At 65.3% G+C, this 21,895-nt stretch carries 20 protein-coding genes and 4 tRNA genes; 14 read left to right on the top strand and 10 right to left on the bottom strand.

Features of this window, described 5'->3' with window-relative positions; all coding sequences use genetic code 11:
• The coding region (locus tag DPV74_RS28865; protein ID WP_162923162.1) for a DUF4136 domain-containing protein at positions 1-668 on the bottom strand (668 nt) is incomplete at its 3' end.
• A 187-nt stretch (positions 669-855) separates the two neighbouring features.
• On the opposite strand from DPV74_RS28865, the gene pepN reads away from it, so the two are divergent.
• The 7 genes from pepN to DPV74_RS28900 all read left to right on the top strand — a co-directional run bounded on the left by pepN (position 856) and on the right by DPV74_RS28900 (position 8,650).
• The gene (gene pepN, locus DPV74_RS28870; protein ID WP_060206528.1) at positions 856-3,549 is read left to right on the top strand and encodes an aminopeptidase N; all 2,694 of its coding nucleotides are present in this window, start codon (positions 856-858) and stop codon (positions 3,547-3,549) included.
• 280 nt (positions 3,550-3,829) lie between these two features.
• Positions 3,830-4,843 (top strand): class 1 fructose-bisphosphatase, encoded by a 1,014-nt coding sequence (locus DPV74_RS28875; RefSeq protein ID WP_006485729.1) that lies wholly within the window; start codon positions 3,830-3,832, stop codon positions 4,841-4,843.
• A 206-nt stretch (positions 4,844-5,049) separates the two neighbouring features.
• Positions 5,050-5,125 (top strand) — tRNA-Thr (locus DPV74_RS28880).
• Positions 5,126-5,295: 170 nt separating this feature from the next.
• Complete coding sequence (locus DPV74_RS28885) at positions 5,296-6,048, top strand: helix-turn-helix transcriptional regulator (RefSeq protein WP_119338419.1); 753 nt, start codon at positions 5,296-5,298, stop codon at positions 6,046-6,048.
• A gap of 144 nt (positions 6,049-6,192) precedes the next feature.
• Positions 6,193-7,926: an FAD-dependent oxidoreductase gene (locus tag DPV74_RS28890; RefSeq protein WP_119338420.1), complete on the top strand. Its 1,734-nt coding sequence runs from the start codon at positions 6,193-6,195 to the stop codon at positions 7,924-7,926.
• Positions 7,923-8,135 carry a hypothetical protein gene (locus tag DPV74_RS28895; protein WP_027788092.1) on the top strand — a complete coding sequence of 71 codons (213 nt, stop codon included), beginning with the start codon at positions 7,923-7,925 and terminating at the stop codon, positions 8,133-8,135. The genes DPV74_RS28890 and DPV74_RS28895 overlap by 4 nt, the downstream gene beginning before the upstream one ends.
• A gap of 260 nt (positions 8,136-8,395) precedes the next feature.
• The gene (locus DPV74_RS28900; protein ID WP_027788093.1) at positions 8,396-8,650 is read left to right on the top strand and encodes a GlsB/YeaQ/YmgE family stress response membrane protein; all 255 of its coding nucleotides are present in this window, start codon (positions 8,396-8,398) and stop codon (positions 8,648-8,650) included.
• 79 nt (positions 8,651-8,729) lie between these two features.
• On the opposite strand, the gene DPV74_RS28905 is transcribed toward DPV74_RS28900, so the two are convergent.
• The 3 genes from DPV74_RS28905 to DPV74_RS28915 all read right to left on the bottom strand — a co-directional run bounded on the left by DPV74_RS28905 (position 8,730) and on the right by DPV74_RS28915 (position 12,208).
• Positions 8,730-9,341, bottom strand: coding sequence for a hypothetical protein (locus tag DPV74_RS28905; RefSeq protein ID WP_119338421.1), 612 nt, complete (start codon positions 9,339-9,341; stop codon positions 8,730-8,732).
• Positions 9,329-11,692, bottom strand: a complete 2,364-nt coding sequence (locus tag DPV74_RS28910) for a TonB-dependent receptor (protein ID WP_119338422.1) — start codon at positions 11,690-11,692, stop codon at positions 9,329-9,331. Before DPV74_RS28910 ends, DPV74_RS28905 begins: the two co-directional genes overlap by 13 nt.
• Positions 11,693-11,818: 126 nt before the next feature.
• Positions 11,819-12,208 (bottom strand): DUF2946 domain-containing protein, encoded by a 390-nt coding sequence (locus tag DPV74_RS28915; RefSeq protein ID WP_048024310.1) that lies wholly within the window; start codon positions 12,206-12,208, stop codon positions 11,819-11,821.
• A 240-nt stretch (positions 12,209-12,448) separates the two neighbouring features.
• Between DPV74_RS28915 and DPV74_RS28920 the strand changes: the two genes are divergently transcribed.
• Both DPV74_RS28920 and DPV74_RS28925 read left to right on the top strand, forming a co-directional pair.
• Positions 12,449-12,553: a chorismate mutase gene (locus tag DPV74_RS28920; protein WP_162269111.1), complete on the top strand. Its 105-nt coding sequence runs from the start codon at positions 12,449-12,451 to the stop codon at positions 12,551-12,553.
• Positions 12,554-12,776: 223 nt separating this feature from the next.
• Positions 12,777-13,370, top strand: coding sequence for a chorismate mutase (locus DPV74_RS28925; RefSeq protein ID WP_119338423.1), 594 nt, complete (start codon positions 12,777-12,779; stop codon positions 13,368-13,370).
• Between the two features lie 18 nt (positions 13,371-13,388).
• On the opposite strand, the gene DPV74_RS28930 is transcribed toward DPV74_RS28925, so the two are convergent.
• Both DPV74_RS28930 and DPV74_RS28935 read right to left on the bottom strand, forming a co-directional pair.
• A complete protein-coding gene (locus DPV74_RS28930) occupies positions 13,389-14,528 on the bottom strand; it encodes an exonuclease domain-containing protein (RefSeq protein ID WP_119338424.1) in 1,140 nt (379 codons plus the stop codon).
• A 141-nt stretch (positions 14,529-14,669) separates the two neighbouring features.
• A complete protein-coding gene (locus tag DPV74_RS28935; protein ID WP_011351289.1) occupies positions 14,670-14,873 on the bottom strand; it encodes a cold-shock protein in 204 nt (67 codons plus the stop codon).
• Between the two features lie 405 nt (positions 14,874-15,278).
• Between DPV74_RS28935 and DPV74_RS28940 the strand changes: the two genes are divergently transcribed.
• Together DPV74_RS28940 and DPV74_RS28945 are read left to right on the top strand one after the other, a co-directional pair.
• A complete protein-coding gene (locus tag DPV74_RS28940) occupies positions 15,279-15,545 on the top strand; it encodes a hypothetical protein (protein ID WP_027788099.1) in 267 nt (88 codons plus the stop codon).
• A 498-nt stretch (positions 15,546-16,043) separates the two neighbouring features.
• Positions 16,044-17,189 carry a porin gene (locus DPV74_RS28945; protein ID WP_060083963.1) on the top strand — a complete coding sequence of 382 codons (1,146 nt, stop codon included), beginning with the start codon at positions 16,044-16,046 and terminating at the stop codon, positions 17,187-17,189.
• A gap of 83 nt (positions 17,190-17,272) precedes the next feature.
• On the opposite strand, the gene greB is transcribed toward DPV74_RS28945, so the two are convergent.
• Positions 17,273-17,836 carry a transcription elongation factor GreB gene (gene greB / locus DPV74_RS28950; protein ID WP_119338425.1) on the bottom strand — a complete coding sequence of 188 codons (564 nt, stop codon included), beginning with the start codon at positions 17,834-17,836 and terminating at the stop codon, positions 17,273-17,275.
• A gap of 129 nt (positions 17,837-17,965) precedes the next feature.
• Between greB and DPV74_RS28955 the strand changes: the two genes are divergently transcribed.
• The 3 genes from DPV74_RS28955 (at position 17,966) to DPV74_RS28965 (ending at position 18,323) form a co-directional block, all read left to right on the top strand.
• Positions 17,966-18,042, top strand: a tRNA-Arg gene (locus DPV74_RS28955).
• A gap of 67 nt (positions 18,043-18,109) precedes the next feature.
• Positions 18,110-18,186 (top strand) — tRNA-Arg (locus DPV74_RS28960).
• A gap of 60 nt (positions 18,187-18,246) precedes the next feature.
• Positions 18,247-18,323: transfer RNA gene (locus DPV74_RS28965), tRNA-Arg, on the top strand.
• 187 nt (positions 18,324-18,510) lie between these two features.
• On the opposite strand, the gene DPV74_RS28970 is transcribed toward DPV74_RS28965, so the two are convergent.
• The 3 genes from DPV74_RS28970 to gmk form a co-directional block, all read right to left on the bottom strand.
• Complete coding sequence (locus DPV74_RS28970; protein ID WP_021164124.1) at positions 18,511-20,877, bottom strand: bifunctional (p)ppGpp synthetase/guanosine-3',5'-bis(diphosphate) 3'-pyrophosphohydrolase; 2,367 nt, start codon at positions 20,875-20,877, stop codon at positions 18,511-18,513.
• A 63-nt stretch (positions 20,878-20,940) separates the two neighbouring features.
• Complete coding sequence (rpoZ, locus tag DPV74_RS28975; protein ID WP_006025620.1) at positions 20,941-21,144, bottom strand: DNA-directed RNA polymerase subunit omega; 204 nt, start codon at positions 21,142-21,144, stop codon at positions 20,941-20,943.
• 58 nt (positions 21,145-21,202) lie between these two features.
• Entirely contained in the window at positions 21,203-21,886 is a 684-nt protein-coding gene (gmk, locus tag DPV74_RS28980) for a guanylate kinase (protein ID WP_027788102.1), read from the bottom strand.
• Positions 21,887-21,895 lie beyond the last annotated feature (9 nt).

Consider the following 21,895-nt stretch of genomic DNA (forward strand, 5'->3'; position numbering starts at 1 on the left):
GCCGGCACCGCGCGCTCGTTGGCGGCCGGTGCCGCCGGGCCGCCGCGCTTGTCGACCGGCAGCCGGACCGAGCGGACCGCGCCGTTCGACAGCGGGAAATCGGCGAGCGCGCTGCGCGCAAGGAACGGCATCGCGTACAGCAGCGTGCCGTTGTCGCCGGTCGTGCGCGCGGACACGTTGTAGACCTCCTTGCCCGTCGCGCGCTCGGTGATGCGGATGCCGAGCGTGTAGTCGAACACCTGGTACGTCTGCGCGACATAACCGGCCGGCATCGGCCCCCAGGGCCCCCACGGGCCCCACGGCCCGCGCCGCCAGTACGGCCCCGGCCCGACGAACCACGGATCGCAATAAACGGGCTGCGGCACCGTCACGAGATCGCTGCCGACCGCATAGGTCAGCCCGACGAGATAGCGCGCCTGCGCCTGCGGCACCTGCCGGAACGCATACGTGGACAGCTCGTTCGCGACGATCGGCTCGTAAGTCGACTGCTCGATGCTGTTCTTCTGCGCGTCGGTGCGGGTGAACGCATAGGTGCGTGTCGCGTCGCTGCCGCTCCAGTCGGAGAAGGCCGTGACCTGGGTCGTCACGTAGCTGGTGCAGCCGGTCAGCAGCGCCACGCACAGCACCGCCGCCCAGCCCGCACCGCGTTGAATCCATTCGCGTTTCATGTTGATCCTCTTCGATCCGTCACCCGTTCGTCGCACCGCGCGAACCGTAACGGGATGCCGATAATACGCGGACTCCCGGAACCGGTAAAAAGTTCGCCCGGCACGCAGCCGCAAGCCTTTGTACAATGGCCCGGTTCGCCCGGCCCGTGCCACGGGCCCGTCCCCCACTCCACCGATCTCGACGACCATGTCCGACAACGCTTCCTCCACCGTGATCCGCCGCGCCGACTACACGCCGCCGGCCTTTCTCATCGATGCCGTTGCGCTCGAATTCGATCTCGCGCCGGCCCGTACGATCGTCAGGAATACGATGCGCGTGCGCCGCAACCCGGACGCCGCGCCCGCGCCGCACCTGGAGCTGATGGGCGAAGCGCTCGAATTCGTCGGCGCACGGCTGGACGGCGCGCCGCATGGCGCCGTGCGCGCGCACGAGCACGGGCTGACAGTCGAGAACGTCCCCGATGCATTCGAGCTGACGCTCGAAAGCGCATGCGCGCCCGACCAGAATACGACGCTGTCGGGTCTCTATGTATCGAGCGGCAACTTCTTCACGCAGTGCGAAGCCGAAGGCTTTCGCCGCATCACCTACTTCCTCGATCGCCCGGACGTCATGGCGTCGTACACGGTGACGCTGCGCGCCGACAAGGCCGCCTACCCGGTGCTGCTGTCGAACGGCAACCTCGTCGATTCCGGCGACCTGCCCGACGGCCGCCACTTCGCGAAGTGGGAAGACCCGTTCCGCAAGCCGAGCTACCTGTTCGCACTGGTCGCCGGCAAGCTCGTCGCGATCGAGGAGAAGATCACGACCGGCTCGGGCAAGGAAAAGCTGCTGCAGGTGTGGGTCGAGCCGGCCGATCTCGACAAGACGCGTCACGCGATGGATTCGCTGATCCATTCGATCCGCTGGGACGAGAAGCGCTTCGGCCTCGAGCTCGATCTCGACCGCTTCATGATCGTCGCGGTCGGCGACTTCAACATGGGCGCGATGGAAAACAAGGGGCTCAACATCTTCAACACGAAGTACGTGCTGGCGAACCCCGAGACCGCGACCGACACCGACTTCGCGAACATCGAATCGGTGGTCGGCCACGAGTACTTCCACAACTGGACCGGCAACCGCGTGACCTGCCGCGACTGGTTCCAGCTGAGCCTGAAGGAAGGCCTGACGGTGTTCCGCGACCAGGAATTCTCGGCCGACATGGCCGCGGGCGACGCCGTCGAATCGGCGGCCCGCGCGGTCAAGCGCATCGAGGACGTGCGCGTGCTGCGCCAGTTGCAGTTCGCCGAGGATGCCGGCCCGATGGCGCACCCGGTGCGCCCGGAGAGCTACGTCGAGATCAACAACTTCTACACGATGACCGTCTACGAGAAGGGCTCGGAAGTCGTGCGGATGTACCAGACGCTGTTCGGCCGCGACGGCTTCCGCAAGGGGATGGACCTGTATTTCAAGCGCCACGACGGGCACGCCGTGACCTGCGACGACTTCCGCCATGCGATGGCCGACGCGAACGGGCGTGACCTCGCGCAGTTCGAGCGCTGGTACAGCCAGGCCGGCACGCCGCGCGTGTCGGTGCGCACCGCGTACGACGCGGCCGCGCGCCGCTATACCGTCACGCTCGCGCAGGGCTACGGCGACGCGTCGCCGGCCGCGCGCGAAACGCAGCAAGGGCCGCTGCTGATCCCGTTCGCGATCGGCCTGATCGGCCGCGACGGCCGCGACCTGCCGCTGCGCCTCGACGGCGAAGCCGCCGCGGCGGGCACGACGCGCGTGCTCGACTTCACCGACACCGAACAGACCTTCACGTTCGTCGACGTGCCGGAACAACCGCTGCCGTCGCTGCTGCGCAACTTCTCGTCGCCGGTGATCGTCGAGTACGACTACAGCGACGACGACCTTGCATTCCTGCTCGCGCACGACAGCGATCCGTTCAACCGCTGGGAAGCCGGCCAGCGCCTCGCGACGCGCGCGCTGCTGACGCTCGCCTCGCGTGCCGCCGCGAACGAGCCGCTCACGCTCGGCGAGAACTTCGTTGCCGCCTTCCGCCGCGTGCTGACCGACGCGACGCTGTCGCCCGCGTTCCGCGAACTCGCGCTGACGCTGCCGTCGGAAACCTACCTCGCCGACCAGATGGCCGAAGCCGATCCGGCCGCCGTGCATCGCGCGCGCCAGTTCGTGCGCCGCCAGCTCGCCACCGCGCTGCGCGCCGACTGGCTCGCCGCATACGAGCAGCACCAGACGCCCGGCGCCTACGAACCGACGCCCGAGGCTTCCGGCCGCCGCGCGCTGAAGAACCTCGCGCTCGCATATCTCGCCGAACTCGAGGATCCGGCCGATGCCGTGCGCCTCGCGACCGCGCAATACGACGCGGCGAACAACATGACCGATCGCGCGGCCGCACTCGGCGCGCTGCTGTCCGCCGCAGCCGCCGGCGCGAACGAACCGGCCGAGCACGCGCTCGACGATTTCTACCGCCGCTTCGAGAAGGAAGCGCTCGTGATCGACAAATGGTTCGCGATGCAGGCCGCGCAACGCGGTACGCCCGCGCAGCCGACGCTCGCGAAGGTTCGCAAGCTGCTCGCGCACCCCGCGTTCAACCTGAAGAATCCGAATCGCGCACGTTCGCTGATCTTCAGCTTCTGCGCGGCCAACCCCGCGCAATTCCACGCGGCGGACGGCTCGGGTTATGCATTCTGGGCCGAACAGGTGCTCGCGCTCGACGCGATCAATCCGCAGGTCGCGGCGCGCCTCGCCCGCTCGCTCGAACTGTGGCGCCGCTTCACGCCCGCGTTGCGCGACCGCATGCGCGAAGCGCTCGAGCAGGTCGCCGCCGGCGCGAAATCGCGCGACGTGCGCGAGATCGTCGAGAAGGCGCTCGCGTAACGCAATCCTCCGCATCGCTCACACGCGAAACAGCCGGTGCCGCCCATGGCGGCACCGGCTTTTTTTACTGCGTGAATACTGCCGGCCCCGGACGTAGTCGCGGGGTCTGACCGCGCCGCTTGCCGCCGCTGCATGGCGCGTCCCGCGCGTCGTCGCCGCCGGAAACCGGGCCGATCCGGCCGCCCGGCCATGTAACCGGACGAAAAAAGCCGGCGGCACGGGAGGCGCGACGGGTAAAATTGCGGCCATTCAAGGATTCTTTGGCCTTCTGGAGTCTGTCATGTCCATTGCCCGCCGCACCACGCTGTCGAAGTTCCTGATCGAACAGCAACGTGAGACCAACAACCTCCCCGCCGACCTGCGCCTGCTGATCGAAGTCGTCGCACGCGCGTGCAAGGCGATCAGCTACAACGTGTCGAAGGGCGCGCTCGGCGAGGCGCTCGGCACCGCCGGCAGCGAGAACGTCCAGGGCGAAGTGCAGAAGAAGCTCGACATCCTGTCGAACGAGATCCTGCTCGACGCGAACGAATGGGGCGGCAACCTCGCCGCGATGGCATCGGAAGAAATGGAAACCTTCTTCCCGATCCCGGCGAACTACCCGCGCGGCGAATACCTGCTCGTGTTCGATCCGCTCGACGGTTCGTCGAACATCGACGTGAACGTGTCGATCGGCACGATCTTCTCGGTGCTGCGCTGCCCGGACGGCAAGCAGGCAACCGAGGAATCGTTCCTGCAGCCGGGCACGCAGCAGGTCGCGGCCGGCTACGCCGTGTACGGCCCGCAGACGGTGTTCGTGCTGACGACCGGCAACGGCGTGAACTGCTTCACGCTCGACCGCGAAGTCGGCTCGTGGGTGCTCACGCAGAGCAACATGCAGATCCCGGCCGACACGCGCGAATACGCGATCAACGCATCGAACGCGCGCCACTGGTACGACCCGGTCAAGCGCTACGTCGACGAACTGAACGCCGGCAAGGACGGCCCGCGCGGCGACAACTTCAACATGCGCTGGATCGCCTCGATGGTCGCCGACGTGCACCGGATCCTGAACCGCGGCGGCATCTTCATGTACCCGGCCGACAAGCGCACGCCCGATCGTCCGGGCAAGCTGCGCCTGATGTACGAAGCGAACCCGATGTCGTTCATCGTCGAACAAGCGGGCGGCGCCGCGACGACGGGCACGCAGCGCATCATGGAAGTCCAGCCGACGGGCCTGCACCAGCGCGTGCCCGTGTTCCTTGGCTCGAAGAACGAAGTCGAGCGCGTGACCGGCTATCACGACGAAGCAAAATAATTGCACTGCAGCACTAGACGGAGGTGCGATGCGCAAGTACAATCGCGCCTCTTGATGTGGCCCTGACCGGTCGCATCACAGTGAAGTGAAAGCGGGAAGTCCGCCGGATCGATGGTTTCGCGAAGCAGCAGCAGCAAGCTGAAAAAAATTTCGCAAAACCTATTGCCAAGATCCCGGAAATCACCATATAATTTCATTTCTCTGCTGCCGGTGTAGCTCAGTTGGTAGAGCAGCGCATTCGTAATGCGAAGGTCGTAGGTTCGACTCCTATCTCCGGCACCAAGACATAAAGGCCTGACAAGCATCGCTTGTCAGGCCTTTTCTCTTTTCCGGCGCCGAAATCGTGCGCCCGCCCTCTCGCCTCACCCAGTCCGCTTGCGGGCATCCCCGGACTCCCGTATCACGCGCCGACGACTACAATCGCCGGACACTCCCCCCTCGCCCCCTTCTTCATGCGCACCTGGCGTCTCGAGCGAGCGAATCTCGCCGCGCAGCTGGACGTGTCCCGCGCGACGCGCCTCGTCGCCGCGATCGGCTGCAACGAGCCGAACGCATTCGCGGCCGAAATCCTGAAGCTGTTCGACGACGCGCTGTCCATCACGCAGTGCACGATCTTCGCGTACGAGTTCGGCAATCGCCCGCGCACGATGTCGGTCGCCGATCATCGCGGAGGCCGCTACCTGCGCGACCTCGCCGACACCTACGCACAACATTTCTACGCACTCGACGGCAACCAGCAGGCCGGCGACGAGATCGATCACGAAGCGTATCGTGCCGCGTGCTACCGCGGCCCCGACGTTTCCGACCGGCTGGCGCTGCTGATGCAGCCCGGCGATGCGACGTGGCTGTCGATCAACCTGTACCGCGCGCATCGCAGCGGCGCATTCCAGCCGCGCGAGATCGCCGCGATCGAAGCGCTCGCGCCGCTGATCGCGCAGGCCGCAAGGCATCACTACGCGCTCGCCGGTGCGGCACAGATCGGTATCCCGCAACGGATGCTCGCGCGACTGCGCCATGCATGCCCCGATTTGTCCAAGCGCGAGCTCGACGTGCTGCGCGGCGTACTCGACGGCCAGACCGCGCACGAGATCGGCGAGACGATCGGCGTGAAGGCATCGAGTGTCGTCACCTACCAGAAGCGCGCGTACCGGCGCCTCGGCATCTCGAGCCAGCGCGAGCTGTTTGCGCTGTGCATGCAGCCGTGAAACGTCGCGGCCTGCGTTGAGCCCCTCGCTGTACCCGAATTGGGGACAACCGACGCACGACCGGCTTCCATACTGTCCCGACCTGTTGCGCGCATCTTTGCGTCGATGCGCGCACGTCGAGCCGGACAACCCTGGAAGCCAACGATGGATATCGACTTCAAGCCCTACCCGTTCGTCGCCGAGCGCCATCCCGCGCATCTGCCGGCCTGCGACGACGGTATCGATACGCACCGGCATCGCGTTGCGATCGTCGGCGGCGGCCCCGTCGGCCTGGCCGTCGCGCTCGGCCTTGCGAACCACGGCATCCGCAGCGTGCTGATCGAGGCCGACGACGCAGTCTGCCACGGCAGCCGCGCCATCTGCATCTCGCGGCGCAGCCTCGAGATCATCGAGCGGCTCGGTGCGCTCGACGACTTCCTGCGCAAGGGGCTGCCGTGGACCGGCGGGCGCAGCTTCTACCGTCGCGACGAAGTGCTGCATTTCACGATGCCGCAGGACGAAAACCAGAAGCTGCCGCCGATGGTGAATCTCGCGCAGTATCACATCGAGCAGTTCCTGCTCGACGCCGCGCTGCGCCGCCGCGAACTCATCGAGATCCGCTGGCAGACGAGAGTCACCGGCGTGACCCGGCAACCGGACGGCGTGCGACTCGACGTCGACACGCCGCTCGGCGGCTACGCACTCGACGCCGACCGGGTCGTCGCGTGCGACGGCGGGCGCAGCACGATGCGCGACGCGCTCGGCCTGTCGCTCCGCGGCACGAGCTACGAGGGCCGCTACGTGATCGTCGACATCGCGCTCGACAGCGACCGGCCGACCGAACGACTGGCGTACTTCGACCCGTCGTCGAACCCGGGCTCGACGGTGCTCGTTCACAAGCAGCCCGACAACGTGTGGCGGATCGACTATCAGTTGCGCGACGATGAGGATGCCGAAGCCGCCGTGAAACCGGAGAACGTGATCCCGCGCGTGCAGAACCTGCTCGACATGATGGGCGAGCGCGGCGACTGGTCGCCGATCTGGATCACGATCTACAAGGCGAACGCACTGACACTCGAACGCTATCGGCACGGTCGCGTGCTGTTCTGCGGCGACGCTGCCCACCTCGTGCCGATCTTTGGCGTGCGCGGCGCGAACTCGGGCATCGACGATGCCGACAACCTGGCATGGAAACTCGCGTACGTGACGCGCGGACTCGCATCGGACACGTTGCTCGACAGCTACTCGGACGAACGCGTGTTCGCGACGCACGAGAACCTCCGCTACGGCACCAAGAGCACCGAGTTCATGGCGCCGCCGTCGTTCGCGTTCGAACTGATGCGCAAGGCCGTGCTGTCGCTCGCGGTCCAGCATCCCCCGCTGCGTTCGCTGATCAATCCGCGCCAGACGACGGCCATCGCGTATGCGACGTCGTCGCTCAACGCGGCCGAACGCGACACGTTTTCGGCCGGCCCCGCGCCCGGCACGGTGCTCGCCGAATGCCCGCTGATGCTGTACACGGCACACGGCAGCGACGTGCGCCGCGGCCACCTGACCGACCTCGTCGCTCCGCGCTTCACCGCATTCTGCTTCACTGCCGACGGCGTGCCCGAGGCGACGCTGACCGGTCTCGAACGGCGCCTGCAGGCTGCGCGGATGCCGTTCGCGCTCGTCACGCTCGCACGGCATGCGGCGCCACGGCAACCGGCCTGCGGCGGCCATGACGTCGACGGCCGGCTGTTCGACATGTACGGCGCGCGCGACGGCACCGTCTATCTCGTGCGTCCGGACGGTCACGTACTCGGCCGCTGGCACGACGCGCGCGCCGGCGACGTGGCCGCCGCACTCGAACGCGCACTCCATCCTTGCGCATCGACCGATCCTCAGGAGACCGCATGATGACGGATACCGAACGCGACACCCTCTACACCGACCTGTGCCGCACGATGACGCGGATCGGTGAAGCCGATGCATCGCTCTTTCTCGCCCGCTTCGCACTGCTGTCGATCGAGGCGATCGGCGACACCGCGACCGTCGCACGGCTGATTGCCGACGCAAGCGACGGATTGCCCTCTGCGGGCATGCAGGCTTCGACGCTCGGACGATGACGCTCACGGCCGACCGGCTTCACCGGCAGTCATTCCTTACAGATTCATTTCGCCGCGCATCGCCCGTGCGCCAGCCTCGCCGTATGCAGACGAATTCCCTGGAAAATCCGGTTACGGGTGCATAACATTACTTAACGATTCCGACCCGTCTATCGCGTTACATTGCGTGGGCGGCGCGGCGGGTCGCAATGCCGCCTTCATTCAGCTTGCGGCGACAGCCGACGTCCGGTCATTCGACACAACACAAGGAGAGGACCACCATGACTCATGGCTTGATTATGTGGCTCATCATCGGCGCGATCGCCGGCTGGCTTGCCGGCTTGCTCGTCAAGGGCGGCGGCTTCGGGCTGATCGTCGACATCATCGTCGGGATCGTCGGCGCAGTGATCGGCGGCTGGCTCGCCGGGCTGCTCGGCATCAGCATCGGCAGCGGTTTCATCGGATCGGTGATCGTCGCGGTCGTCGGTGCGGTGATCCTGCTGTTCGTGATCCGGCTATTCAAGCGAGCGGCCTGACGCTTCTCTCCACGCGCCTTCGGGCGCGTTTTCGCATCAGGCCGGCGCGCGGCCCGCTCGCCGCGCGCCACCGGCCCGTTCAGCGCCTGGCGCGCTGCAACCCGCCGTCGAGCACGTCAGCCGTCAGCAATCCGCTGCGCGCTTCGCGTGCGCCATCGCGCCCGATCCATACGGTGCGCGGCATCTCCCCTCTCCATCCCGCATCGAGCGCCGCGCTCAGCCGCTCGGGCATCGGCTCGGCGTTCGCGTACTGCACGACCTGCGGCAGATGCATCTGCGCGAGTGCCCGGGAGATCGCCGGGCCGTTGTCGTCGTACACATCCATTGCGACCATCGCGAACTGCATGTCCGGACTCGAAGCGATCTTCGGACGATTCTCGGCGCTCGTGTAGATCGGCTCCGGCATCGCGTTGACGGTGGCGGGCGCGGACAGCGTGCGGCCCGCGTCGTCGGACTGCGCGACGACGACATGCGCGCCTTCGACCCACGCGCCCCACAGCCGGTGATGCGCGTCGAATGCCGCCCCCGTCGCGAGCGGCTGCTTCTGCTGCGCGGGCACTTCCTGCATGCTCATGTGCGCGGCGCGCGAATCGGCGGCCTTCGGCAGGACGTGGGTGTCGTGCGCCCCGGCAGTCGACAGCAACGCGCACCACAGCGCGCCGCCTGCCGCGAGCGATTTCACAGTGACCATTTCAGTTCCCCGTAGAAAGTACGGCCCGGATACGGGTGGAACACGTAGTAGCGGCGGTCCGTCAGGTTGTCGATGCCGACCGACGCGGTCCAGTGACGGTCGAAGCGGTAGCGCGCCTTCAAGTCGACGATCGTGAACGAGCTCGTCCCGCCGTAGACGTCCGGGTTCACGTCGCTGTTGTCGAGCGTGTTGAACTGGCGGCCCGAATAGCGCACGCCGACGCTCGCGAGCCAGTGTTCGTCGAAGCGGTACGACGCGAGCAGGTTTGCACGCATGCGCGGAATACGCGGAAAGCGCGAGCCGACGTACGCGGAATTCGCGGCATCGGCGAGGATCTGCGCGTTGGTCGCCGACACGTTCGCGTCGAGACTGAGGCCGCGCAGCCCGACGTTCTCGCCGCTGAACGCGAGTTCGACACCGCGCACGCGCACGCGATCGACGTTCGAGATGTTGGTCACCGTCGTCGCACCCGACACCGTCGTCTGGCTGTAGATCGAATCGCGCAGATCGCTCTGGAACACGCTGGCACGCACGACGCCGACACCCACGTCGCGCTCGGCCGTGAAGTCCCAGTCGATCGCCTTTTCCGGCCGCAGGTTCGGGTTGTTGTTGACGATTGCGTTGTTCGAGATCGTGCCCTGGAACAGTTCGCCGACCGTCGGGTAACGCGTGCCCGTCGCGAACGACAGCCGGAAGCGCCAGACGTCGGTCGCATCCCATTGCAACGCGACTTTCGGCGACAACGCATTCGCGCTGCGATCCGCATAACCGAGCGTGCCGCTCGCGTTGCCGAGCGCGCCGCCGTACGCATCCCAGCGTTCGTAGCGCAGCCCCAGCGTCGCGAGCCAGCCCGGTGCGAAGCGCCACGCATCCTGCCCGAACAGCGCCTGCGTGCGCGTGTCGCCCCGATAGGTGCTCGCGAGCGACGTGGTCGGCCCGGCCAGCCAGTCGGCCGTGTTGTACGTGACGTTGCGCAGGAAGTAGTTGTCGTAGTGATAGCCGAACGTGAACGTGTGGCCCTTCACTTCCGGCGCCTCGGCCTTCAGGTCGAGCGTGCGCCAGCCGGTGCCGTCTCCCTGGAACAGCGTGCCTGCACCGCCCTGCACGGTCGACACCGAGCGCTGCACGTCGCGCGACACGTCGTACGCGGACACGACGCCCGACAGGCGCCAGCCTGAATCGAGCCGGCCGTTCAGCCCGAGCGCGTACAGCCAGTTCTCCTGGTCGCCGCGCTGCGGCGCGAAGGCATTCGGCGCAACGGTCATGCTCTGGCCACCGATCGACACGTTGCCGCCGTAGACCGGATTGCCGGCCGCATCGCGCAGAAAGGTTTCGCCGTGCTGCCGGTAATGATTTTCCCAATGCCCGAGCGTGAGCGTCGCATCGACGTGGTCGGTGAACGCGTAGCCCATCCGGATCGTCTCGTTGAGCTGTTCGGTCCGCTCGATCGTCTGCGCGCCGACGATCGTCCGCGGCTTGCCGTTGGGCCCGATGTCGGTCGCGGCGCCGCTCACGGGCACCGCGGCGCCGAGCTTCGGGTTGTACGCCGAATTGGGGCTCGCATATTGCATCGGCTGACCGTTGTTCTCGAGCCGGTCGAGCGACAGCGCGAACCAGAACCGCCCGACGCGGTTCGCGATCCGCGCGGTCTGGTGATTGCCGCCGAGGCTGTCCGCGAATCCGTAGCCGTCGTGGTAGCGCTGCGTAAAGAACTGCGTCGACAGCGACGCCTCGAGCTTTTCCGGCCGGCGTGTCGTGAGCAGCACGGTCGAGCCGATCGAGTTGCCCGGGTCCAGCGCGGAAAAAGGGCCATAGAGCACGTCGACGCGCGCGATATCGTCAGGCGGAATCAGCGACCAGCGCGGCGGGTACGCGTAGCTCGAGCCGAGCAGGTTCGACAGCAGCACACCGTCGGCGTAGACGAGCCCGCGCGCGCTCTGCAGCTCGTTGAAGTCGCGACCGGCGAACACGCTGTTGCGGTCGCCGATATAGCGCTTGCGGACCATCAGGTTCGGTGCGTACTTGAGCGCGTCCTCGGTGGTGACGTTGGTATGCGATTCGATCTGCTCGCGCGTGATCGATGTGACGACGGCCGGCATATCCGGATCGACCGGTTGCCGCTGCGCGGTCACGCTGACCGCGGTCAGCGTACTGCCGGCCGGCACCGGCGAAACGGCTGCAGCGGTGGATGCCGGCGCGACGGTATCGGCGGGACGCTCGACACCACGGCGGGCAGTGTCGACACGCGTATCGTCAGTTGAAGCCGCATGGGCGACAGGCCACGCGAAAGCGGCCGCGCATGCGAGCGCGAGCCGCCCGCGCGACGGCCGCGCGGCGAAGGAGGAGGACATGAGGGGATTCCTGAAAACGTGATCGAACGCCGCCGGACACGAGCGCGCGCACCACGCACGGACGGCGCGGCACGCGGCCCGGCCGCGAGCGGCACGCGCGCCACCGGGGCGCGCGGACGACATCAATCAGATCGGAGCGTTTTCAGGCGGCGCGCGGGGCTGCGCGAGACGGATACCCTTGCGGGGGCAATCGGGAATGACGGGTGCTGCCGCGCGGTAGGCGAACGTCCGCACGAAACCCGGCAGCGCGGGCAGGCTCGTACCGAGCGCCACGTTCGCCGCGAAGCCGGGGCAGTACACGCAGTGCGGCACGCCGGCATGATCGAACGACGGCGCATCGTGATCGCCGCCGGCCTGCGCGAGCACGATCTGGCGGGCGCCCGCTGCACTGCACAACTCGAGCGTGAGCTCGCCGGAGCCGCTCGAGGCGAGACGCGCATAGCCGACGACGGGCGACAGTACGTTCAGTACCAGCGCCAGCCATACGAGGCCGATCCATCGCGTCGTTCGTTTCATCGCGGTGCAGGAAAAAGTGCGCGCAAGTATAACAAGCGGCCCGATTGTTGCCGATTCCGCACGACTCGATAGTCGGCATCGCAGCGCGCGTCCGAGCGCATGTGCCGTTAATACAACAGAGACAAAATCTAACGATTCGCCACTGGCATAAATCCAAGCGCGAGGATGATAATCATCGAACCTGCTGGAGAAATGACCATGGACGAAAGACCAACTCGCATGCCACCGCCGGAGCAAGTGATGAGCCCGGATCCGGAACCCGTCGGCGTGGAATTCCTCGCCGAATTGCCCGACCACGTACGGGCATTCTTCGACGAGCAGCACAAGCTGTACTCGCCGAAGTGAACGCCTGTTCGGTTCTGTAACCGCCACGTGTCGATCATCGCTATCGTGCGGTTCATCATTGCGCATCGCGCGCAACTCGCCTCGCACCCGGGCCGCAACAGCCTGACGGTGCTGGATCAGTTCGCCTGCTGATTCCTCTGTCGCGTCGCTACGCCGCGCGACTGTCTTCGTCTATCCTTCTGGTTTTCCACGTCCGGCCCGCCCGGCTCTCCCGATCTTTCCGATGAAGCAAGCCATTCGTGCCAGCGTCGCTGCCGCCGCGCTCGGCGTCGCCCTCTTTTCGTCCCCGCGCATCGCCGTTGCAGACGGCGACGACACCGCCCTCACCAACATCGTCGCACTCGCGTCGCAGCGCCTGGCGCTCGCTGAGCCGGTGGCTCGATGGAAATGGGCGAATCACAAGGCAATCGAGGACCGCCCGCGCGAAGCGGCGCTGCTCGAATCGGTCGGGAAGCGCGCGGCACAGGCCGGCGTCGATCCCGCGTTCGCGCGGACGTTCTTCGAGGATCAGATCGCGGCGAGCAAGGATGTGCAGAACGCCCTGTTCGCAACCTGGCGCACGACGCGGCCGCCGGAAGGCACGCCTCCCGATCTCGCGACCAGCACGCGCCCGGCGCTCGACCGGCTGACGCAGAAAATGCTCACGGGGCTCACGCAGGTTGCACCGCTGCGCGATGCGCCTGATTGTCAGGCGCGGCTCGCCCGCAGCATCGCGAACTGGAAGACACTCACACGCTACGACTCCACGCAGACGCAAGCGCTCGACACCGCGTTGTCGCACATCTGCTCGGCCGGCGGCGCAAGCGCGATCGGCTGATACGGCGGTCGCGCCGGGTCAACCCGCTTGGCCCGCAGGTGTGAGTGCGGCGAGCGGAATCAGTTGCAGGCCGCGCGCGAGATGCGTCTGCAGCAGGCGGTGGGTGAAGGGTTCGAATGCGCCGGCTGCCCCGTCGGCCGCGAGCCGCGCGGCCGCGTCGAGCGATTCCGCGACGCCGAGATAGCGCCAGCCATCGATCACATGAAACAGGCGGCGCTCGCCGCTTGCCTCGAACGCAACGGCGCCTTCGAACGGCCAGGGTGCATTGCCGGTACGGGCGGTGTCGGCCGCAGGGCGCCGGTTGTACGACGGACGCAGCCCGGCGATCCATTGCGCTTCCGCGAGCATCGCCCCCAGTTCATTACCCGTCTCGCGCCATTCAACGCGCCGTACCTGCTGCGCAAGCCGCATTTCCTTCGACGACCGACGCTCTCCCGTCAACAACGCGCGCAGCCTCTGCCGCACGCGTACGCTGCGGCCGACGTACAGTGGCGCGTCGCCCTCCCCGAACAGTGCGTACGCCCCGCACCCGGCCGGTGCGGTATCGAGCCAGGCTTCGGTCAGGTCGCCGCCCAGACGGAAGTGGCGCGTCGTGCGCGCGATCTGATCGCGCAGCCGCTCGAGCGGCACGATGTCGTGCAACTGGCGCCAGAACTGCCACAGGAGGTCGGCATCCGCCAGTGCCCGGTGGCGCGCAGCCGGCACGAGGCCGTGGCGCTCGATCAGCGCGTCGAGCCCGTGCCGCGTTTCACGCGGGAACAGCGCACGCGACAGCCGCACCGTACACAGCACGTCGGGATTGAACGCGAAACCTGCGCGCTCGAATTCGGCCCGCAGGAAACCGCGGTCGAAGCTCGCGTTGTGCGCGACGAAAAGCTTGCCGTCGAGCCGCTCGAACAAGGCCGGCGCCAGCGATGCGAACGAAGGCGCGTCGCGCACCATCTCGTCCGAAATACCCGTCAGTTGCTGGATGAACGGCGGAATCGACTGTGCCGGATTGACGAGCGTCGTCCACGTCGACACGCCGAGCGGGCCGATTTCGACCACGCCGATTTCGGTGATGCGGTGTTCGGCGGGCGAGCCGCCCGTGGTTTCAAGGTCGACGAAAACGAGCGGCTGTTCGCTGGCCGGATCGGACGGACATGGGAAATCGGACATGAAAAGACTGGGAAACGATGCTTCCGTGAGTATGCACCGGCATCCCTATTCGCGGCCAGCCCGAACCGTATTGTTCCGTCCCCGGAAAATGAAAAGCCCCCGCCATGCGGGGGCCGGACGTGATCGGCAATGCGTGGCGCGTCAGACGGCCTGGATATTCGCTGCCTGCTTGCCTTTCGGCCCGACTTTCACGTCGAACGAAACACGCTGGTTTTCCTTCAGCGTCTTGAAGCCGTCCATCTTGATTTCGGAAAAGTGCGCAAACAAATCTTCACCACCATTGTCCGACGTAATAAAGCCGAAACCTTTAGCATCGTTAAACCATTTCACGATACCGGTATCCATGTCTTCGTTCCCCACTCGATTAGATCAAAGAAGCTATTTTTATAGCCGTTTCCCGAAATCCCGAAACATCGCGCCAGCAACTGCACCAGCACCAGCACCAGCACGCCGCCCGAGGACGGAGTGCTGACTTTATAAATTGGACAATCCGGGTGCGTCAAGAAAATTTTTGATGATCGTTTTATCAAAATAGTGCTAATGGCATTGGAATCGGTACACCATCGCCTTTTATTAATTGATTCGAGTCAAAAACCTGTCAACATTACCGGGGTGGGAGCTCCGATAATCTTGGCCACGAAATTTCTACCGGGGACAAATCGCCTCGGTAAAATCCTCGGGTTTTTTCCGGGTTGCGGAAATGCGGGGACATTGCGATGCTCATCCAATGCCGGAAGGAAGGAGAAGGTCATGTGGCTGGACGGAATCAAGCGCTTCGCGAGCCGGCTTGGGCGCGTACGCCGCAAGTCCCGCGCCCTGGCAGAGTCCGCGCGCGAAGCGCCGTGCGACACCGAGTTCGATACGACCTGGCACGGCGATCACTGGCAGAACCTGCTTGCATCGCCCCTCGATGCCCGTCACTACGTGATGGAAGACTGGACATACACGCCGCCCCCGAACGAAGCCAAGGAGGCCGCGCCTGCGGCCAAGCGCAAGCGGCGCTCGTACACGCAGTAGCGCGCAGCGGCGGGGCAAAAAAAAGCGCGACTGGGAAGTCGCGCCGACAAAGGTTTGGAGATCTTTTCCGTCAACGAAAAAGTCTGCTTCGGAAAGCAGAGATCGCAGTATAGCGAGAGAACAACCTTTCATTATCCATGCTCCACACAAACCTCTATTGCCGATGTGTCAATAATCGCGCTATGACCGCCGTCGCCTGCTGGTGATTACCTGTCGCGATCGCGCAACGTCCGTTACGCAGTCCTGAGCGCCATTTTCTTTCGCTGCATCGCCGCAAACCCTTGCTGGACAACCGTTTGCGCTTCCCCCTAGATCTTTGCGGATTCCAAAATACATTATTGCTTAAAGCGCGCCCCATCCCCGCTCCACGCACTCCTTACACTGCAGATGGCTTTTTGAAAAGCGCACCGCCGCTCTGCCGGACCGGCCGCAGCGTCAAGCACAACATGCCAGTCCGCAGCAGGTTCGATCGACATCATCCTGTTTGGAGACAGATCCATGAAAAAAACTCTGATCGTCACCGCGTTGTCGGGTGTATTCGTTACGGCAGCCCATGCCCAGAGCAGCGTGACGCTCTATGGCCTGATCGACGCCGGCATCACCTACACGAACAATCAGCACGGCCACAGCGCCTGGCAGGAAACGAGCGGTTCGGTCAACGGCAGCCGCTGGGGCTTGCGCGGCACCGAAGATCTCGGCGGCGGCATGAAAGCGATCTTCACGCTGGAAAATGGTTTCGGCATCAATAACGGCGCGCTGAAGCAGAACGGCCGCGAATTCGGCCGGCAAGCGTTTGTCGGTCTCGCACACAACAGCTACGGCTCGCTGACGCTGGGCCGGCAGTACGACAGCGTCGTCGACTATCTCGGGCCGCTGTCGCTGACCGGCACCCAGTACGGCGGCACGCAGTTCGCTCACCCGTTCGACAACGACAACCTGAACAACTCGTTCCGGATCAACAACTCGGTCAAATATCAGAGCGCGAACTACGGCGGACTCAAGTTCGGTGCGTTGTACGGGTTCTCGAACTCGACGTCTTTCGCGAACAACCGCGCCTATAGCGGCGGCGTGTCGTACAGCTACCTGGGCTTCAACTTCGCCGCGGCCTACTTGCAGTTGAACAGCGATGTGAACGCGCTCGCGCAGGCCGCGACCGACCCGGGCGCGGTGACCGGCGACTGGACCTTCGCCTCGCGCGTGCAACGCACCTGGGGCGCCGGCCTGAACTACGGGTTCGGCCCGGCCACGGTCGGCTTCGTGTTCACGCAGACGCGCCTCACCGGCATCCGCGCAATCAGCGCGGGGCAGTCCGGCGTGTCCGGTGGCATCACGGGCCTCGGCGGAACCGCGCGCTTCAGCAACTACGAACTCAACGGCCGCTACGCGCTGACGCCGGCGCTGTCGCTTGCCGGCTCCTACACGTACACGCAGGGCCGCCTGGCCGGCGACAAGCCGACCTGGCACCAGTTCAACCTGCAAGCCGACTATGCGCTGTCGAAGCGCACCGACGTCTACCTGCAGGGCGAGTTCCAGAAGGTCAACAACGACGGCCTCGACCTCGGCGCCAACATCAACGGTCTGGGCGCCGCGTCATCGACCAACAAGCAGATCGCGGTCACGGCCGGCATGCGCCATCGCTTCTGAGCGACCGCCACATCCGCTGCATGCCGGATGACGAAGCGCCCCGTCGGGGCGCTTTTTCTTTGCCGGACTGCACCGGGTATCGCTCAGGCGTTGTCCCGCGACGGGTAGCGAACGTCGAGCACGTCGATCGGCTGCGGGCCGGCCGGCGTCATCAGCATGACGGTATCGCCGATCTTCGCCTTGATCAGCGCACGCGCAACCGGGGAAATCCAGCTGACGCAGCCGCGATCCAGATCGACCTCGTCGATCCCGACGATCGTGATCGTATGATCCTCGCCGTCCGGCGTCTCGTAATCGACCGTTGCACCGAAAAACACCTGGTCGACATTCTCCTGCCGGCTCGCATCGACGACTTCGGCAAGATCGAGCCGCTTCGTCAGGAAGCGGATGCGGCGATCGATCTCGCGAAGCCGTCGCTTGCCGTAGATGTAGTCGCCGTTTTCCGACCGGTCGCCGTTCGATGCGGCCCAGGACACGAGCCGCACGACCTCGGGACGCTCGACGTCGATCAGGTTCAGCAGTTCGTCCCTCAGCCGCTTGTGGCCGGCGGGCGTGATGTAGTTCTTCGCGCCCGCCGGGATCGCGGGCTGGGCCTGGTCGAGATCGTCGTCGTCGCCGTCCGACTCTTTGACAAACGCCTTGTTCATGATGCAGATTCAACGTGGATGACTGATGCTCCAAGGGTACACGATGGGGGCCCCGGCAAGGCCGCGCAGAACAATTCGCGAATAAGGCTTCCCTTTTTATACAACCCTGCTATAATTTCGCTTCTGCGTGCGGCTGTAGCTCAGTTGGATAGAGTACTTGGCTACGAACCAAGGGGTCGTGGGTTCGAATCCTGCCAGCCGCGCCACTTTTTTCGAGGGCCTTCCGAACCGAAGGCCCTTTCAGTTCGAAGCAGTAGAAGTTTTGTTTTGCGTGCGGCTGTAGCTCAGTTGGATAGAGTACTTGGCTACGAACCAAGGGGTCGTGGGTTCGAATCCTGCCAGCCGCGCCACTTTTTTGGGGGCCTTCCCATCGCAGAAGGTTCCGACAGTCAAGCAGTACCGTTTTGCGTGCGGCTGTAGCTCAGTTGGATAGAGTACTTGGCTACGAACCAAGGGGTCGTGGGTTCGAATCCTGCCAGCCGCGCCACCTTAAAAGGGCTTTCCTCCGGGAAAGCCCTTTTTCTTTTCCGCCTCCCCTTCCCTTGCTCACGACACGGCCCGGTTACAGGCGCCCTTGTCCAGCCACGCCGCACGTTCGCTCTTCGTGCCGCACAAATGAAAACGGCGGCCATATTGGCCGCCGTCGATCAATCGCCCGCTTGTGCTGGCAAGCGTCAATAATCCTGCCGCTCGCGCTCGATCCGCATGCCGCCGTCATGGCGCGCATGCGCGCCGTCGTCGGTCGAACGCTCGCGCATGATCCGCATCACGTCCGGATTGGTCCGCACGCGCCGCATCACGTTCGCGAGATGCACGCGGTCGCTGACCTGGATCACGAAGCGCAGTACCGTCGATTCGTGCGTCAGATCCTCGTCCATCGCGATATGCACGATGTTCGCGTCGGCCGACGTGATGTCCGCCGCCACGCGCGCAAAGATACCCTTGGTGTTCTTCACGAGCGCCTTCACCGCGACATCGAACAGGCGGCCCGGCTGCGGCGCCCATTCGACGTCGATCCAGCGGCCCGGATCGCGGCGGTGAATCCGCTGCGCCACGCGGCAATCGGTCGTATGAATCGCCATCCCCAGGCCAATGCCGATGTAGCCCATGATCGCGTCGCCCGGAATCGGCCGGCAGCACGCGGACAACTGCACGGACATCCCTTCGGTGCCGGTAATCACGACCGGAGGCGCATGGTGCGCGGGATGCCGCTCGGACTTCGGCAGATCGTCGTCCGCGTCGCGGCCGCTCATCAGCACCTCGATGCGCTTGGCCATCACCGCGGCAACGCGACGGCCGAGGCCGATGTCCGCGAAGATTTCCTGACGGCTCTTGTTGCCCGTCCACTGCACCAGCTTCTCCCACACCTCCGGCTCGACATCGGCCAGCGCGAGACCATAGCCTTTCAGGCTCTGGTCGACCAGCCGCTCGCCAAGCTGCACCGACTCGTTCAGGCGCATCGTCTTCAGGTAGTGACGGATCGCCGAACGCGCCTTGCCGGTACGCACGAAACCGAGCCATGCGGGGTTCGGCTTCGAATACGGCGCGGTGATCACCTCGACGATGTCGCCGCTCTTCAGCTCGGTGCGCAGCGGCAGCAGTTCGTTGTTGATCTTCACGGCCACGCACTGGTTGCCGAGATCGCTGTGGATCGAATACGCGAAATCGAGCGCCGTCGCGCCGCGCGGCAGCGCCATGATCTTCGACTTCGGCGTGAACACGTAGACCGCATCGGGGAACAGGTCGATCTTCACGTGCTCGAGGAATTCGCTCGAATCGCCGGCTTCGCTCTGGATGTCGAGCAACGACTTCAGCCACTGGTGGGCGCGCTTCTGCACGTCACTGAGATCGGCGCTGCCATTCTTGTACAGCCAATGCGCGGCGACGCCCGCCTCGGCAATCTCATGCATCTTGCGCGTGCGCACCTGGAACTCGATCGGCGCGCCGAACGGACCGACGAGCGTCGTGTGCAGCGACTGATAGCCGTTGATCTTCGGGATCGCGATGTAGTCCTTGAACTTGCCGGGCACGGGCTTGTACAGCGCGTGCAGCGCGCCGATGCACGTGTAGCAGTCGAGCGGGCTGTCGACGACGACGCGAAAACCGTACACGTCGAGCACCTGCGAGAACGACAGCTGCTTGTCGCGCATCTTGCGGTACACGCTGTAGATGGTCTTTTCGCGGCCGGTGATCTCGGCGTCGATCTTCGCGTCGGCCATCGCGCGCTGCGCGGCCTCGAGAATCTTGCTGATCACTTCGCGGCGGTTGCCGCGCGCCGCCTTGACGGCCTTCTCGAGCGTCGCGTAGCGATGCGGGTTGAAGTTCGCGAAGCTCATGTCCTGCAGCTCGCGATACGTGTTGTTCAACCCGAGGCGGTGCGCGATCGGCGCGTAGATATCGAGCGTCTCGCGCGCGACGCGGCGGCGCTTTTCCATCGGCACCGCGCCGAGCGTGCGCATGTTGTGCAGGCGGTCGGCGAGCTTGACGAGAATGACGCGCACGTCGCGTGCCATCGCGAGCAGCATCTTGCGGAAGTTTTCCGCCTGCGCTTCCTCGCGGCTGCGGAACTCCATCTTGTCGAGCTTCGACAGGCCGTCGACCAGTTCGGCGACCTTCGGGCCGAACCGTTCGGCCAGCTCGCTCTTGGTCACGCCCTGGTCTTCCATCACGTCGTGCAGGAGCGCAGCCATGACGGCCTGCGCGTCGAGCTTCCAGCCGGCACAGATTTCCGCGACGGCGACGGGATGGGTGATGTAGGGTTCGCCGCTCTGGCGATATTGACCGAGGTGGGCTTCGTCGCTGAAGTGGAACGCCGCCTTGACCTCTTTGATTTCTTCCGGAGCGAGATACTCGGCCAGCACGGCCGTCAGTTTCGCAATCGAAACGACGCCGTGCTTGCGCGGCTGCTCCGGTGTGGCGGTCGGCCCGAACAGATGCCGGAAGGACTGTTCGAGGACCGCGTCGATGTACTGGCGCGCAGGTGACTGGGCCGTGGCTTCGGTGGTCGAATCCGCGGAGGCGGACGATGGGGTGGTGCTCATATTCGCCTCCAGGTCGAGTCGTTGCGCGCGTGGATTACATGGCTGGAACGGGCCGGATGCGCGTTACACCGGCACCTTCTTCAGCATCTCGACGCCGACCTGGCCGGCAGCGATTTCGCGCAGCGCGACGACGGTCGGCTTGTCGCGGCTTTCGATCTTCGGCGTATGGCCTTGCGCGAGCTGCCGCGCGCGATAGGTGGCGGCGAGCGCCAGTTCGAAGCGGTTCGGGATTTGCTTCAGGCAGTCTTCGACGGTAATGCGAGCCATGTTGGTAATTCCTTCTGAATATAGTCCTTATTCTACCTTATGTCCCTCGTCCCCCGCGTCATTCCGCGTGGGGCAGATGGATGCCGAGCTCGATGAACAGCTCCGTGTGTCGCGCGTACTGCGAAGCAAAGCGCAGGCGCGTGGCGGCGACGATGCATTCGAGCTCCGCGAGCGCACGCTCGAAATTCTCGTTGATCACCACGTATTCCGCTTCCGACGCGTGCGCGATCTCGCTGCCGGCGGCGAGCAGTCGGCGCGTGATCACGTTCGGTTCGTCCTGGCCGCGCTTCTTCAGGCGCTCCTCGAGCGCGTCGAGCGACGGCGGCAGGATGAAGATGCCGACCGCGTTGCGGAACTGCTTCTTCACCTGCAGCGCGCCCTGCCAGTCGATCTCGAGCAGCACGTCGTGGCCGTTCTTCATCTGCTCTTCGATCCAGACGCGCGACGTGCCGTAGTAGTTGCCGTGCACTTCCGCGCTCTCGAGGAATTCGTGCGCCGCGTGACGCGCGCGGAAATCCTCGACCGTCGTGAAGTGATAGTGCCGGCCGTCCTGCTCGCCCGGGCGCGGCTTGCGCGTCGTGTACGAGATCGACAGGCAGATGTCGTTGTCCTTCGACAGCAGCGCGTTCACGAGCGTCGACTTGCCGGCGCCCGACGGCGCGACGACCATGAACAGGTTGCCGGGATAGACGCCGCCGTGCAGCGAATGCGACGCGTGGACGTCGCGATGGGAATCGGTCATGACAGCCTC

This window comes from Burkholderia sp. HAN2018, assembly GCF_024704855.1.
GTDB classification, from domain to species: Bacteria; Pseudomonadota; Gammaproteobacteria; order Burkholderiales; family Burkholderiaceae; genus Burkholderia; species Burkholderia cepacia.